The following is a 14,511-nucleotide window of genomic DNA, read 5'->3' as shown; positions in this document are numbered from 1 at the left end:
CGTCGCGGACGGGGGGTCAGTAGCGGATCCAGATCGAACTGGTCCGGTCGTTCATGTGCGCTCCGACATAGCCGACCTTGGGCCCGTCGTGCGTCCCGTCGAACCAGTACGCCGAGTCGCCGTTCGAGCTGTAGCCGTCGTACAGGGTCACCCGGTGGCACTGGCTGTACGCGTTGAAGCCGGAGATCTCGTTGTCCCAGATGAGGTTCGGCCGCAGGCGGTAGCCCGACGAGTCGCAGGGCCCGTCCGACGCCGACACGATGATGCGGGTGATCTTCGGCGGGTTGTTGTACGCGTTCCAGAACCACTCCATGAGCAGCACGTCGGGCGCAGCTGCCGCCCTGAAGACCGACGAGGCCGGGTCGTCGCTGCAGGTCTGCGACTTCACCGGCGAGAAACCGCCGTCGACCGACTTGCCGACCTCGACGACGCAGAACCTTCCGGCCTGCTTTCCCTCGTGCGCACCGGCCGCTGTGGCGCCGCCGGTCAAGGTCGCGGTGACCAGCAGCGCCGAGGCGATCGTCGCCGGCAGGCGACGCGTCCGGGCCGCCCTGTTGCGAGCATTCATGGCATTCCCTCCGTGAGGCTGACGTCCAGCTGGAAGCCTGGCGAATGCCGCTTTCAGATGCCTTTCACCAGAATCCGGCTCGGACCGCTCGAAGCCGGATCGGCTGCACTGCAGTCAATTGCTCATACCACGGCCACAAAGGTGGCCGTGGTCAGGATGGCTGCCAGTTGTGCGCGGAGCAGGTTGGTCAGCGGGATCTGATGGTCGGGTGCTGTCGCATCGGCTGCGGACGCCCACTGGTCGAAGAGTGCGCTCAGTTCTTCGTGCGCCTGCCGGACGGCGGGGGAGTGGTTGCCGACGGCAAGTTCGCCGTCGAGCAGTCGCAGAGCGGTTCCGCAGCCGCGCAGGCGGAACAGGTGCGCCGTCTGCTGCCAGCCGAACCACTCCGCGGTCGTGGCTTCGCGGTGCTGGTCGCCGGCGTGGCCGCGCAGCGCGGCGGCGAGGCCCGCGACGGTCCGGCGTACGTCGGCGACCGAACGTACGAACGGTGAGGTCGGCGCGGCCAGGCTCGTTGTCGCCGGGTCCAGCCGAGACCCGATGGCGGCCGGTACGCCGTCGAGCAGGTCCGCGGCCTCGGTCAGTACGTCGCTGAGGGGGATGCCGCTGCCGGTGAGATCGCAACTGCGGGGATCCGACCAGAGCGGCACTTCGACGACGAGGGACAACGTCCCGTGCCGAGCCGCGTAGTCGAGGCTGGACGTGCCGGTGGTGGTCACGGCGGTGTTCACGTCCGCAGCGGTCGGCGCAAGGTAGACGCCGGGTGCGATGGGCCGCGCGCCGGGGAGCTCCGGATCGCCGAGGTGCAAGGGGATGCCGACGTCGAGCTCGGTGAGAGCTTCGGCCAGACCTGGCAGTTCGCGCGTCAGGTAGTAGAAGACTCCACCGAACTCGCCGTTGTGCAGCGAAACCAGCAGGTCCGGGCGGATGGTGTCGATGGCTTGCATCAGCGCCCTGCTCTCCGGTGGAGCGTCGGCACCCGATCCGTCGCCGGGGAAGCTCCACTCGATCTGCTCGGTCAGGGGAGGGCGGTACAGGTTGCGCGCGTAGTGGCGACGGGTGAACGGCCCGGCGTACCAGCCCTCGTTGAGCCGGGCGGCGTCGGGATCGATGCAGCCGATGAAGTGCCAGGTGTAGTCGGCCGCGAGCGGGCCCAAGGCGCTGGTCTCGGAGCAGAGCAGCTCGGCCAGGGAGGGCACGGTCAGGAAGCCGACGGGTTCGTTGGCGTGCGGGCCGGCGACCACCAGAGCCTGGTGCCGGCCCGCGCCGACGGAGACGAGGTGGATCTCCTCGCCCCGCCGGGAGACGCCGAGTCGGCGGCGCCGGACCGACTCCGGATGCCGGTCGGCCAACGCGAGCAGGCGGCGGTCGACCTCGTCCGGGCCCGGAAACGAGGGATACCTGGAGACCTGACCGAGCAGGTCGTTGATGTTCATGGATAATGACGTTATTCAGATTATGCGATTATCTCAAGGGGATCGATGAAGCGCAGCGAGCTCCAGCAGCGCAACCGGCAGGCGCTGATCGCGGCCGCGGTCGACCTGATCGCGGGCCAGGGGTACCGGGCCGCCACGGTCGAGGCCATCGCCGCCGAGGCGGACCTGTCGACCGGGGCCGTCTACTCGGCGTTCGGCGGTAAGCGCGAGCTCTTCTACGCCGCGATCGCCGAGTGTCGCGCCCAGGCGACCGAGGAGCTCGACCTGCCCGCCGACGGGTCGGTCGAGCAGGTGCTTCGCCGGTTCGGAGCGGCGATGGCGGCGTCGGCGCGTGCCGAGGGGGCCCGGCGGCTCTACCAGTTCGAGGTGGAGCTCCTCGCCCTCGCGCTGCACGACGACGCCGTCCGGGACCGGCTGCGCGCCGACGGCGACGCGCTCGCCGACTTCCTCGCGGCGGCGTTGGTCGACCGGCCGGCGAGCGATGGGTCCCGCCTGGGCGCCGAGGACGCGCGGCGAGTGGCGACCCTGGCTGTCGCGCTTGCCCGCGGTCTCGTTCAGCGCGGCCTCTGGGCGGACGACACAGAGGACCTGGCGGCGGCCTGCGCCGTTCTCGGCCGCTCGGTCCCAGCGGGTCGGTAGGCGGAAGCGCGGCGACGACGGCTCGCCCCCATCGACCCGTCCCCTCACTCCACCGGTTCCACGACCGCTCTGGTCACGCGGTGTCGGTCGCGCTCTGGCCGGCGACCCATCCCTCGCACAGCGCTGCCCATGCGGTGACGAGTTCGGCGTCGGTGAGTCCGAAGGGCGGTGCGCCGAGGGTCCAGGTCGAGCGGCGGGCGTTGATCATCGCACCCAGCAGGTGCACGGCGACTGCGTCGGCAAGCCTGGCGTCGACGGCCGGGCGGGTGCTCGACAGCCATGCGCGAACGACTTCGGTCATCGCCCGGTAGCCCGCGTCGGAGACGTCCTGCCGGAAGCGGTCGCGCAGCTCGACCAAGCGGTTGCCGTCCCGCTCCAGGACGTGGGTGATGAGCTGCTGGCGGTCCATCTCCGCGAGCACGAACGCACCCAGTTGTTCGGCGCTCGCGACGAAGCGTTCGCTGTCGCCGGCGTACTGCGCACGAGCCTCGGCCACCGACACCAGGTGCGACTCGACCGCCGCCGCCAGCAGGGCTTCCTTGCTCTTGAAGTGGCGATACATCGCGCCGCGCCGGGGGACCAGGCCGGCCGCTTGCTCGATGTCGCCGACCCTGACGGCGTCGAAGCCTCGCTCGGCGAAAAGCCGCAGGCCCGCCGCGAGCAGGCGCTCACGGGTCCCGCCGTCGGGCTGCCTCGGTCCTTGCGGTTCCACACGCTCTCCTTGCTCGCGGGTAATCCGTGGATTACATTAGCCGTAATCCACGGATTACTAGGAGCGGAAGCGATGGACAGGAAGCAAGTGCGGCTCGGCGACTCCGCGCTCGAGTACGTCGACACCGAAAGCGGCGACCACACGATCGTGCTGCTGCACGGCGCTCTGATGGACGAGCACCTGTGGGCGCCGGTGGTGGAACGGCTCCGGCCGCGAGCACGCTGCATCGTCCCTGTGCTCCCGCTGGGCGCGCACCGTGTGCCGCGACCCAAGCACGCGGACCAGAGCCCGGCGGCCATCGCCCGGCTGGTCGGCGAGCTGATCCGGTCCCTGGCGCTCCAGGACGTGACGCTGGTCGGCAACGACACCGGCGGCGCCCTGGCGCAACTGCTGGTGGCCGACGACCCCGCTCTCGTCAACCGGCTCGTCCTGGTCTCGGCCGACGCGTTCGAGAACTTCCCGCCCGGCCTGCCGGGCCGGACGATGGCGGTCGCCGGCGCCGTACCCGGGGGTTTGCGGCTGTCGCTCGCCATGCTGCGGATACCCGCTCTGCGTCGTCTGCCGATGACCTTCGGCTGGATGACGAAGCGACCGATCGAGGCCGCGGTGTTCGACGGATGGCTGGACGCGTTCGCGGCCGACCGTCGCGTGCGGCGTGACATCGGCAAGATGATGAAGGCCGTGAACCGCCGTCAGCTCGTCGACGCCGCCGCGCAGCTGCATCGATTCGACGGGCCGGCCCTCATCGTGTGGGCTGCGCAGGACCGGGTGATGCCGGTGGAGCACGCCGAGCGACTTGCTCGCGTACTCAAGCACGCCGAGGTGGCGCTCGTCGATGACGCCTACACGCTCGTCCCGCTCGACCAGCCCGAGCGTCTCGCGCACCTGATCGCCGACTTCGTCACCTGCCCGGCCTGACTGCTGGCAACAGCCTCCCCGGGCAGACGCGCCGGCCGCAAACCGTCGGTAGTACGTTCAGCCGCAACCTCCAGGCATGCGGTCCTGGGCGGCGTTCGGGTCGGCGTCGGGCCGAGCCCGGTACTGCGGTACGTCGAGCGCGGCGGTCCAGGAGATGCGGTGCGCGGTGAAAATCTCCATGATCGGCGGCTTGATCCGTTCGGGCTCGTCGAGGCTGCCGAGCATCACGAACAGCTGGCCCGGGAACCCCGAAAGCCTTTCGTTGAAGAGCCGAGCGCCGCAGTCCGGGCAGAAGGACCGTTCCAGCGTGTTCCCGCTGTCCGCCACGTAGGGATAGGAACGAGGGCTGCCGCTGAGCAGCGTGAAGTCGTCCAAGGCGACGCTGAAGTAGGTGGCCATCACACCGCCGGAGGCTCGCTGGCAGTCCTTGCAGTAACAGTTGGCGACGAAATCGGGTTCGTCGCCGAACTCGTACGTGATGGCGCCGCACTCGCAACGTCCCGTGAACTTGTCCGACATTTCCTTGCTCCTTCGAGTTCTCTGCCATCCGTGGGCACACCTGAGTCGGCTGCCGGTCTCCATGCTCACCTCTGCGGTGAGAGCGCCGGTATCAGTCACTTGACTGTGCTCGTGCGGCCTTCACTGCTGCCGAGCGTTGCGGTCCGGCGCGGCAAGCCCTGAGCCGAACGCTTCGACCAGGACAGAAAGGTCGACCAGACGGGGCGCGGCCCTGCAGAAAAGGACGTGCGAAGTCTGGTCGAGCGACCGTGAACCGGTTAACGTCTCGCTCCGGAGGGTGACCTGTCTGTCGCGGAGGGGATCGAAGTGGACTTTGACGCTGCACTGCAGGCGGGGAGCCAGTGCGTTCACGCCGGGATGCCGGAGTTCGAGCTGGCGGGTCCGTTGAGCCCGTCGCCGGAGTTCGCGACCGCGTATCACCAAGACCTCGACGACGTGGCGCCGACCATCTACGGCCGCTGGGGGCACACGGCCGCGGACCGCCTCGAGGTGGCACTCGGCGCGCTCGACCAGGGCCGCAGCGTGGTGTTCAACAGCGGGATGGCCGCGGTCTCCGCGGTGCTGCTCGGTCTGCTCCGGCCCGGCGACAAACTCGTGCTGTTCGAGGGCGGCACGTACTACGAGACCCGGCAGATCTCCGACCAGCTGATCGACCGGGGGGTGACCGTCCAGGTGCTGGCGGGCGTGGACGAGTTGCGCGCCGCGGTGGTCGGTGCACGGCTGGTCGTGCTCGAGTCTCCGAGCAACCCACTGCTCGACCTGTACGACGTGCGCGCGGCGGCCAGGGTGGCGCACGCCGCCGGCGCCCTGGTCGCGGTGGACAACTCGGTGTCGTCGCCGCTCGGCCAGTGTCCCTTGGCGCTGGGAGCCGATCTGGTGATGTCCAGTGATGCCAAGGTGGTCTGCGGGCACAACGACCTGATCCTCGGTCATGTCAGTGGCCGGGACGGCGAGCTGATCGAAACCATCCGTCACTGGCGCCACCTGCACGGCGGGATTCCGTCGCCGTTCGTCTGCTGGCTCGCGCACCGCTCGATCGGGACCCTGGAAGTACGGCTGCTCCGGCAGAACGCGAACGCGGCCGCGTTGGTGGAGCTGCTGGCTGGCCGGCCGGAGGTCGCCGGCCTGCGCTGGCCCGGATCGGCGAGGGATCCGCAGCGGGCGATCGCGGACCGTCAGATGAAGCTGGGCGGCGGACTGCTGACCTTCCAGCTGCCGGATCGTGCCCACCTGCACCGGTTCCTGCGGTCCAGTCGCCTGGTCAGTGCCGCGACCAGCTATGGCGGCTTGCAGACAACGGCCAACGACATCGGTGCTTGGCCGCACCTGCGGGTGCCGGACGGACTGGTGCGGATCTCGGCCGGGTGCGAGGACACACAGGATCTGGTGACCGACATCAGGCGAGCTCTGGATGCCGCTCTGCCGGTCAGCGTGCACAGTTACGCGGCGCCGAACGCGCACGGGGTGACCGGATGACCCATCTGCTCCTGGTCGGTGCCTGGCCGGAGCTTGCCGCCCAGCTCGTCGGGCTGCCGGCCAGAGTGACGCTGCTCCAGCTCGACGACATGCCGGGCGGGAGCGACCTGACGCCGTACGCGCGCTGCGCGCACCGGTTCGCCGCGGCGCCGTGGAGCGACCGCGAGCGGATCCTGGAAGTTGCTGAGGGCATCCAATCGGTGGATCCGGTCGACGTGGTCGCCGGGTACGGCGAGTTCGCGCTGGCCGCGGTGCAGGCGATCGCACGTCGGCTCGGTATCAGGTCCGTACCAGACCCTGCGACCGGTGGTGGTCAGGACAAGGCCGGCCAGCGAGTACTGCTCGCTCAGGGCGGATGCCGGCCGGTCCGGAACCGGATCTGCCCTGATCCGGCAGCGGCGCGGCAGTTCGGCACGCAGTACGGCTATCCGATCATCGTGAAACCGGTCGCCGGCAACGGCAGTCTCGGCGTCTTCGCAGTCGCCGGGCCGGAGGACGTGGAACGCGGCTGGCGCTGGGCGGCCGACGCGGGGCTGGGGCGGGTCCTGGCCGAGGAGTTGCTGACCGGCCGCGAGTACAGCGTTGAACTGCGGTCGGTCGACGCGGCGCACGACGTGATGATGGTGACCGAGAAGCTCAACTCCGGCCCACCGCACTTCGTCGAGACCGGGCACATCATGCCGGCCAGGCTGGCGGCTGCCGAGCTGCGCGCGGTGAGCACCGAGGCGGTCCGTGCGCTGCGGGCGATCGGTCACACCGACGGTCCGACCCATGTCGAGCTCATTCTCACGTCCGACGGACCGGCAGTTGTCGAGGTCAACCGCCGGCTCGGTGGGGACCGGCTGTGGGAGCTGCTGCAGCTGTCCACCGGCCGCAACGTCCTGCGGCAGACGCTGCTCGATGCGGTCGGCGAGCCGGACGGCGACCACCCGGCCGGCGGGACCGGGGCGGCGTGCATCCGATTCCTGCACGGCGACGCGGCGATGTTCGCCGCAGGTCTCCCCGAGCCGCCGACGGCCGAGATGGTCGTGCCACCTGGAGTGGTTCGCTTCCGGTGGGAGCCGACGACGTACCACCGGCGGCTGGGCTATGTGCTGAGCCGCGGTGCCACCGCTGAGGAGGCCGAGGCGGCCGCAGCGGTTGTGTGTGCGAGCTTTCCCCAGGTCGCGCCGGCCGGGACGGTGGCGCACTGACCGATCCCGCGCGCCGGGGCTCAGGCCGGGGCGACGGTTCGGGTGACGACCCAGCGGTGAGGGGAGATCGGGCGGGTCCGGGTGAAGCCGAGGCGTTCGAAGGCGCCCATCGGGCCGGTGTGCAGGAACGAACCGGCGACCTTGCGGTCGTCGGTTTCCTCGGGATAGCCCTCGACGATCCCGCCGCCGCGCTGAGCGATCTGGTCCAGGGCACCGGCCAGTGCGGCCGCCGCGACGCCTCGGCCACGGTGTCCCTTGCCGGTGAAGAAGCAGGTGATCCGCCAGTCGGGCAGGGTGGTCAGGCCTTTGTCGTACAGGCGCTTGCTCTTGATCTCGGGAAGGTCCTGCGGAGCACCGAACTGGCACCAGCCGACGCACTGCTCGCCGTCGAACACGAGCGCGTTGTGGGTGGTGCCCTCGCGCACCCGCTGCTCCTTGTCGTTCCGGTTCTGCTCCGCGGTGCGGCCCTTGCCGAGCTTCACGTGGAAGCCCATGCACCAGCAACCGCCCCACACCCCGTTGTTCGCCTCGACCAGAGCGGCGAACGCCGGCCAGGTCTCGGCATCCAGAGGACGAACCACCAACGGTGTCTGCACAACTCCGCAGTATGCCGGACGCCCTCGAAGCGTGTCGCCAGACAACTTCACGGGCGGACGAGTCGTTGATGCAGCAGTTCGGCTTGGGCGGGGTTGTTGGTGAGCTCCAGCGCACGCTGGTCGGCCTCACGGGCTCGGGCGTGGTCGCCGGTTGCGCGCAGCAGTTCGGCGCGGGTCGCGTGGAGCAGGGGATAACTGCCGAGTTCGTTGCGCAGGGCGTCGACTTCGGCGAGGGCGGCCTCGGCGCCTTCGACGTACCGTACGGCGACCGCGCGGTGCAGGCGGGTGACGGCGCTGGGTTGCAGGCGGAGCAGGAGGTCGTAGAGCACGAGGATCTGGTGCCAGTCGGTCTCGGCCCAGCTGGCAGCCTCGCAGTGGCAGGCGGCGATCGCGGCCTGGAGCTGGTACGGGCCGGGGGAGCGATGGCGTCGGGCGGTGCGAGTGAGGAGGCCGGTGGCGGCGGCGATCGCGGCGTGGTCCCACGTACTGCGGTCCTGGTCCGGCAGCAGGATCAGTTGACCGTCGGGGGTGAATCGCGCGGCGGCGCGGCTGCGGTGGAGCCTGATCAGCGCCAGGAGGCCGGTCACCTCAGGTTCGGCCGGGAGCAGTCCGGCGAGCAGCGCGGTGAGCCACTCGGCGTCGTCGACGAGGTCGCGGGAGTGCGGGCGGTCGCGGGTGCTGGAGAGGTAGCCCTCGTTGAAGAGCAGGTAGATGACGGTGAGCACCTCGCCGAGGCGTTCGGGCAGTTCGTCGTCGCGGGGGAGACGGTAGGGGATGCCGGCCTGGGCGATCTTGCGTTTGGCGCGGGTGACGCGCTGCGCGACGGTGGTTTCGGGGACCAGGAACGCCGCGGCGAGCTGTGCGGTGGTGAGACCGCAGACCACTCGCAGGGTGAGGGCGATCTGGGCTTCGCGGGCCAGGGCCGGGTGGCAGCAGGTGAAAACGAGCCGGAGCCGGTCGTCGGGCGCGGGCTGGACCGGCCACTGCAGCTCGGCCAGTTTGGAGCGGTAGTTCTGCTGCCGGCGGAGCAGGTCGAGGCCGCGGCGCCGCGCGACCGTGAACAGCCATCCGTCGGGGCGGTCGGGAACGCCCTCCTCGGGCCAGCGTCTCAGCGCGGTCTCGACCGCGTCCTGGACCAGGTCCTCGGCGGCGGAGAAGTCCCCGAGCAGCGACACCAGGGACGCGGCGAGCCGGCCGGCGTGGTCGCGAACCACGCGGGCCAGTTCGTCGGCGGGGGTGCTGGTCATGACTCCACGGGACGGATCTCGACCACGGGGCAGCCGGGCCAGGTCCTGACCATCTGCAGGGCCTCGTCGAGGTCGGTGACGTCGACCTCGGTGAAGCCGCTGACCACTTCCTTGCCCTCCATGAACGGCCCGTCCGTGGTGACCGGTGCGGGGCCGTCGAGGCGGACGGTGGTCGCGGTGTGCGGAGCTTGCAGCTTGCGCCCGCCGCTGATCTTGCCGGCGTGCTCGTCGAACCACGCGTAGACGCGTTGGTAGGCCTGCTCGCGCTCGGCGGCGGTTTTCGCCGCCAGCTCCTGGGCGAACTGCTCGGTCTCGACGAACATCAACACGTACTTCATGATCGGTACCTCCTGGCTCCAGTGTGTCGAATCAGCGGCGGGGGTGCGTGGTGCTGTCCCGGGTCGCTGTGGTGGTTCACAAGGGAGACGATCGGCGCCGCACCGGATCCGACACCTCGGCGGCGAATGGTCGAGCCGACTCTGCTGGTGGCGTAATCGGATCCGCGCCCGCGGCCGGAGATCTAGCCTGGGCGCATGCCCACACCCATCACTGGTACGGCGGCCGGTGTGCCGTTCACTGCTCTGCCGCCGGACGGTGGCGGGCCGGCCCCGCTGATCGTCACCTGGCACATGCTGGACGCGCCGAGGTCGGACGCCGCGTTCGCCGCCGCCGTGCCGATGACCGGTGTGCCCGCGTGGCGGGTGCACCTCGGCATGCCGTTGTGCGGGGCACGCATGGTCGACGGCAGCATGGCCGCCGGTCTCGAGCTGATGCGCAAGGACGTCCTGATGTCCTTCCTGTACCCGATCGTCCGGCAGGCGACCGAGGAGTTCCCCGCCGCGCTGGCGTCGATCCGGGCACAGCTGCCGGTCGGCGACGGCCCGATCGGCGTACTGGGTGGTTCGCTGGGTGGAGCTGTCGCGCTGGAGGTCCTCGCCGAGCACGATGTCGCGGTGTTCGCCGGCGCGGTCGTCAACGCCGCGATTCGCCTGCGGACCGTCGTCGACCTGTTCCCGGACGACTACCCCTATGATGCCGAGTCGGAGAAGGCCGCCGACAGCCTCGACTTCGTCGCCAAGGCTGACGCCATCGCCGGTCGCGCGCCGCTGCTCGTCGTCAGCGGCGAGCTGGACCACCCTGGTTTCCGCGCAGACGCGGCACGTCTGGTCGAGGCTGTGGGGGAGCGGTCCGAGCTGCTGCCGATCCCCGGGCTGGCCCATCCGCTCGCCGACGAGCCCGGCATCGAGCCCGCGCCGCAGCTGCCGGCAGCTCGCGAGGTGGACGCCGTCCTGACCGCATGGTACCGGCGCCACCTCGCAGTGGCGGACTAGACGGCGGCGTCAGCGCACCCGGTCGTCGGTCAGCCCTTGTCCAGCGCGGCCACCACCCCGGCGCGGGGCTCGTCCCGAGGGCTCCTTCCGCCGGCCCGAGGCTGGACGCACCGTCATGGCCGACACTGGAGGGGTGAGCGAGCTGACGATCTCCGTGCGGCGTCTGCGGTTGCGTCCGTCCCACCGGTTTCCCCGGCATGCTCACCAGAGCTGGTCGTTCGGGCTCGTGAGCACCGGGAAGGTGCGGTTGTGGAGTTCGGGCTCGTGGCACACTGCTGCGTTCGGGCTCGCGACGGTGCTGCCGCCCGGGCAGGTGCACGAGGGGGTGATCGACGAAGCCGGTCTGGCGTACGACGCCGTCACCGTGCGGCCGGAGTACGTCGCCGACGTGCTCGCCACCGGGAGTACTCCGTCGGTCCGCGGGCTGCTGCACCTGCCCGGTCCGATTCGTCAGTTGGCCAGGGCCGACCGGTCGGTGGGAGCCGAGGAACGCCGCGAACTGGTCCTGGCCGCGGTCTCGCGCCTGTTCGAGCATCCACCAGGTGCCGAGACCGACGGTCGCGCCGGTGGGCGACTGGCCGTCGCAGTCCGGCATCGGCTCGACCAGCGATTCCGCGAGCCGGTCGACGTCCGGACCCTGGCCGCTGAACTCGGCGTCGCGCCCGCCACGGTGATCCGTGCGTTCCAGCAGTACGCCGGTCTGTCGCCGTACGCCTACGTGATCTCGCAGCGCGTCGACCTGGCCCGGCGCCTGCTCGACGGCGGCGAGCGGCCGGCGGACGCGGCGCTGCGGGCGGGGTTCTTCGACCAGGCGCACCTCAACCGGCACTTCGTCCGGCTGGTGGGCGTGCCGCCGGGCGTCTACCGGCGCAGCTGACGTCAACATCGTCCAAGACGCGGTCGCCGGCGCGGGCAATGCTCACTGGCATGTATGACGACAAGGCGCCACTGGCGTTGTCCGGTGAGCAGATGCGGCGGTTGGGGTACGCCGCGACCGACTTCCTGGCCGATCGGATCGAGCGGCTGGGGGACCAGCCCGTCACTGCGGAGTGGTCCCGGGCCGATCTGGAGGACAAGCTGCGCGAGGCGATCCCGACCGCCGGGACGGACCCGGAGAAGGTGCTCGAGCGGGTGGTGTCCGACGTGCTCTCGGCCTGCGCGGCGACCGACCACCCACGCTTCTTCTCCTTCGTCCCGAGCCCTGGCAACTACGTCGCCGCGGTGGCCGACTTCCTTGCCTCGGGCGCCAACGTGTTCGCCGGCAACTGGGTCGGCGGTGCGGGCGCCGCCCAGGTGGAACTGGTGGTCATCGAGTGGCTGAGGGAGTTGTTCGGTCTGCCGGCGGCTGCCGGCGGAATCCTGACGACCGGCGGTACGCAGGCCAGTTTGCTGGCCCTGCACGCGGCCCGGACCAAGCGCTTCGGCGGCGTGGCGCCGCAGGCACGCATCTACGTCACGCACCAGACGCATGCGGCCGTCGTGCGGGGATTCAGCTACCTGGGCTTCGGCGCCGACCAGATCCGCCGGGTCCGCTGCGCACCCGACCTGACGATGGACGCCGATGCGTTGCGTCAGGCAATCATCGCCGACCGCGCGGCGGGAACCGCGCCCTTCTTCGCCGTCGCGACCGCCGGTACGACGAACACCGGTGCGATCGATCCGCTCGCCGCGATCGCCGACGTCTGCTCGGAGCAGGATGTCTGGTTCCACGTGGATGCCGCCTACGGAGGCGCCGCGATCCTGACCGATCAGGGCCGGCAGCTGCTGCGGGGTCTCGAGCGGGCGGACTCGATCGCGGTCGATCCGCACAAGTGGTGGTTCCAGCCCTACGAGGCCGGCTGCGTGCTGGTGCGGGACGTCGACGTACTCAGCGACGCCTTCGCGTTGCACGCGGAGTACCTGACCGAGAACCGCGCAGCGACCCGGCCGGTCAACTTCTACGACTACGGGCCACAGCTCACCCGGTCCTTCCGGGCGCTCAAGCTCTGGATGACCCTGCAGACGTTCGGCCTCGACGCGGTCCGCGCCGGCGTGGCGCACGGCATGGACATGGCCGAGTACGCCGAGTCCCTGCTGCTGCGAACGCCGTACTGGCAGATCGTCTCGCCGGCGCAACTCAGCGTGCTGACGTTCCGCCCCCACCATCCCGGCCTGGACGCCGCGACGCTCGACGAGGTCACCCGGCGCATCGCCGCCGCGATGATGAAGCAGGGCTTCGCGCTGGTCCTGACGACCGACCTCGGCGATGGTCCGGTCCTGCGTTTCTGCAGCACGCACCCGCAAACCACCAGAGCCGACGTCGAGACCACGGTCGAGCTGCTGACCCGATTCCTGCGCGAGACGGTCGACAAGCTGGCGGTGTGATCCCGACCGCCCCGGCCGCGCCGGCCACGGCTCCGGCGGCGTAGTCCAGGGGCGCTTCCGCGCGGCGATATGACCCAGCTGGGATGTGCCGGGCCGGGTCTTTCGTCGTTAGGTTCCGGGCATCTGATCACCGCCAACCGCCCCATGGCAGGAGACGAGATGTCCCGAAAGATCGCCGCCCTAGCGGCCGCAGTGTCAGCGGCAGGCCTGGCAGCCGCCGTCACCTTCACGCCCGTCGCGACCGCACTCCGTCCTGCTGCGCCGCCTCCGCCCGCCGCGTCGGCCGATGCCCAGGACTCTGCTCCGATGCTCGCCGCACTCGCCCGCGATCTGAAGATCACCCCGGACGAGGCCCGCGCACGGCTGGCCCGGGAAACCACGGCGGCTGAGGCGGAGCGCTTCCTGCGAACGACTCTCGGTACGGCGTTCGCCGGTGCGTGGCTCGACCGCGACGCGAGCACGCTCACGGTCGGCATCACCGACCCGGCGCGAGCCGGCCTGGTGCGTGCGGTCGGCGCCGTTCCCAAGCCCGTACCGCGCGGACTGGACCAGCTGGACGCGCTGAAGAACCGGCTGGACAGCAACGCCGCCCGCGCTCCGCGAACGGTGCCCGGCTGGTACGTCGACGTCACCACGAACCAGCTGGTGATCCTGAGCAGGCGCGGCGCCACCGCGCAGGCGAAGGCATTCGCCAAGGTCAGCGGGATCGAGGGTTCGACCGTCCGGTTCCAGGACTCCGCCGAAACCCCGCGGCCGCTGATCGACATCATCGGCGGCAACGCCTACTACATCGGCAGCGGCTCGCGCTGCTCGGTCGGCTTCGCGGTGACGGGTGGATTCGTGACGGCAGGACACTGTGGCCGGCTCGGTGCGACCACAACGCAGCCGAGCGGCACCTTCGCCGGTTCCAGCTTCCCCGGCAACGACTATGCCTGGGTCCGCGTTGCCGCCGGCAACACCCCGCGAGCGCTGGTCAACCGCTACCCCGGAACGGTGCCGGTGGCGGGCTCGACCGAGGCGGCCGTCGGGTCGTCGGTCTGCCGATCCGGGTCGACGACCGGTTGGCGCTGCGGCATCATCCAGCAGAAGAACGCCTCGGTGACGTATCCGGAGGGAACCATCACCGGCCTCACCCGGACCAACGCCTGCGCCGAACCCGGCGACTCGGGTGGCTCCTGGCTCACCGGTGACCAGGCGCAGGGCGTGACCTCGGGCGGCTCGGGCAACTGCACCTCGGGCGGCGTGATCTACTTCCAGCCGGTCAACGAGATCCTGACCGCCTACAACCTGACCCTGACCGTCAGTGGCAGCACTCCTCCGACCACTCCGCCCACCACACCGCCTGGTGAGACCACCTGGAGGGCGGGTACGGCGTACCCGCTCGGCGCGGTTGTCACCTACAGCGGCCGGCGCTACCAGTGCCAGCAGGGCCACACCGCCCAGCCCGGCTGGGAACCGCCGAACGTCCCCGCCCTGTGGCTGCAGATCTGACCACAGCGTCGTGACCCGGGCGGG

The 14,511-nt window shown here is 70.5% G+C and carries 15 protein-coding genes; 8 read left to right on the top strand and 7 right to left on the bottom strand.

Annotation, left to right across the window (positions count from 1 at the left end; all coding sequences use genetic code 11):
* Nucleotides 1-16 precede the first annotated feature (16 nt).
* Nucleotides 17-568 (bottom strand): hypothetical protein, encoded by a 552-nt coding sequence (locus KFLA_RS20035; RefSeq protein WP_012921637.1) that lies wholly within the window; start codon nucleotides 566-568, stop codon nucleotides 17-19.
* A gap of 122 nt (nucleotides 569-690) precedes the next feature.
* Nucleotides 691-2,001 carry a M14 family zinc carboxypeptidase gene (locus KFLA_RS20030; protein ID WP_012921636.1) on the bottom strand — a complete coding sequence of 437 codons (1,311 nt, stop codon included), beginning with the start codon at nucleotides 1,999-2,001 and terminating at the stop codon, nucleotides 691-693.
* Between the two features lie 45 nt (nucleotides 2,002-2,046).
* Here KFLA_RS20030 and KFLA_RS35750 point away from each other — a divergent pair, with 45 nt between their 5' ends.
* Nucleotides 2,047-2,640 carry a TetR family transcriptional regulator gene (locus tag KFLA_RS35750; protein WP_012921635.1) on the top strand — a complete coding sequence of 198 codons (594 nt, stop codon included), beginning with the start codon at nucleotides 2,047-2,049 and terminating at the stop codon, nucleotides 2,638-2,640.
* 73 nt (nucleotides 2,641-2,713) lie between these two features.
* On the opposite strand, the gene KFLA_RS20020 is transcribed toward KFLA_RS35750, so the two are convergent.
* The gene (locus tag KFLA_RS20020) at nucleotides 2,714-3,352 is read right to left on the bottom strand and encodes a TetR/AcrR family transcriptional regulator (protein WP_012921634.1); all 639 of its coding nucleotides are present in this window, start codon (nucleotides 3,350-3,352) and stop codon (nucleotides 2,714-2,716) included.
* Nucleotides 3,353-3,424: 72 nt separating this feature from the next.
* Here KFLA_RS20020 and KFLA_RS20015 point away from each other — a divergent pair, with 72 nt between their 5' ends.
* Complete coding sequence (locus KFLA_RS20015; RefSeq protein ID WP_012921633.1) at nucleotides 3,425-4,270, top strand: alpha/beta fold hydrolase; 846 nt, start codon at nucleotides 3,425-3,427, stop codon at nucleotides 4,268-4,270.
* 57 nt (nucleotides 4,271-4,327) lie between these two features.
* Here the strand turns inward: KFLA_RS20015 and KFLA_RS20010 are convergent, their stop codons facing one another.
* Nucleotides 4,328-4,789, bottom strand: coding sequence for a GFA family protein (locus tag KFLA_RS20010; protein WP_012921632.1), 462 nt, complete (start codon nucleotides 4,787-4,789; stop codon nucleotides 4,328-4,330).
* Between the two features lie 306 nt (nucleotides 4,790-5,095).
* On the opposite strand from KFLA_RS20010, the gene KFLA_RS20005 reads away from it, so the two are divergent.
* Together KFLA_RS20005 and KFLA_RS35740 are read left to right on the top strand one after the other, a co-directional pair.
* Entirely contained in the window at nucleotides 5,096-6,265 is a 1,170-nt protein-coding gene (locus tag KFLA_RS20005) for a PLP-dependent transferase (RefSeq protein WP_012921631.1), read from the top strand.
* Complete coding sequence (locus tag KFLA_RS35740) at nucleotides 6,262-7,458, top strand: ATP-grasp domain-containing protein (RefSeq protein ID WP_012921630.1); 1,197 nt, start codon at nucleotides 6,262-6,264, stop codon at nucleotides 7,456-7,458. Before KFLA_RS20005 ends, KFLA_RS35740 begins: the two co-directional genes overlap by 4 nt.
* Before the next feature lie 20 nt (nucleotides 7,459-7,478).
* On the opposite strand, the gene KFLA_RS19995 is transcribed toward KFLA_RS35740, so the two are convergent.
* The 3 genes from KFLA_RS19995 to KFLA_RS19985 all read right to left on the bottom strand — a co-directional run bounded on the left by KFLA_RS19995 (nucleotide 7,479) and on the right by KFLA_RS19985 (nucleotide 9,639).
* Complete coding sequence (locus tag KFLA_RS19995) at nucleotides 7,479-8,039, bottom strand: GNAT family N-acetyltransferase (protein ID WP_237706545.1); 561 nt, start codon at nucleotides 8,037-8,039, stop codon at nucleotides 7,479-7,481.
* A gap of 62 nt (nucleotides 8,040-8,101) precedes the next feature.
* On the bottom strand, nucleotides 8,102-9,301 hold the full coding sequence (locus KFLA_RS19990; protein ID WP_012921628.1) for an RNA polymerase sigma factor: 1,200 nt from the start codon (nucleotides 9,299-9,301) through the stop codon (nucleotides 8,102-8,104).
* Complete coding sequence (locus tag KFLA_RS19985) at nucleotides 9,298-9,639, bottom strand: YciI family protein (protein ID WP_012921627.1); 342 nt, start codon at nucleotides 9,637-9,639, stop codon at nucleotides 9,298-9,300. Before KFLA_RS19985 ends, KFLA_RS19990 begins: the two co-directional genes overlap by 4 nt.
* Nucleotides 9,640-9,834: 195 nt before the next feature.
* On the opposite strand from KFLA_RS19985, the gene KFLA_RS19980 reads away from it, so the two are divergent.
* From KFLA_RS19980 to KFLA_RS19965, 4 genes are all read left to right on the top strand, one after another.
* On the top strand, nucleotides 9,835-10,632 hold the full coding sequence (locus KFLA_RS19980; protein WP_012921626.1) for an alpha/beta hydrolase family protein: 798 nt from the start codon (nucleotides 9,835-9,837) through the stop codon (nucleotides 10,630-10,632).
* A gap of 133 nt (nucleotides 10,633-10,765) precedes the next feature.
* Nucleotides 10,766-11,509 (top strand): AraC family transcriptional regulator, encoded by a 744-nt coding sequence (locus KFLA_RS19975; RefSeq protein ID WP_049797386.1) that lies wholly within the window; start codon nucleotides 10,766-10,768, stop codon nucleotides 11,507-11,509.
* A gap of 50 nt (nucleotides 11,510-11,559) precedes the next feature.
* Nucleotides 11,560-12,996: a pyridoxal phosphate-dependent decarboxylase family protein gene (locus KFLA_RS19970; RefSeq protein ID WP_041289402.1), complete on the top strand. Its 1,437-nt coding sequence runs from the start codon at nucleotides 11,560-11,562 to the stop codon at nucleotides 12,994-12,996.
* Between the two features lie 159 nt (nucleotides 12,997-13,155).
* A complete protein-coding gene (locus tag KFLA_RS19965; protein ID WP_041289401.1) occupies nucleotides 13,156-14,487 on the top strand; it encodes an alpha-lytic protease prodomain-containing protein in 1,332 nt (443 codons plus the stop codon).
* Nucleotides 14,488-14,511: the final 24 nt, after the last annotated feature.

The organism is Kribbella flavida DSM 17836, from assembly GCF_000024345.1.
Classification (GTDB): Bacteria; Actinomycetota; Actinomycetes; order Propionibacteriales; family Kribbellaceae; genus Kribbella; species Kribbella flavida.
Note: the sequence above shows the minus strand (reverse complement) of the source record. Positions and strands in the feature narration are given on the sequence as shown.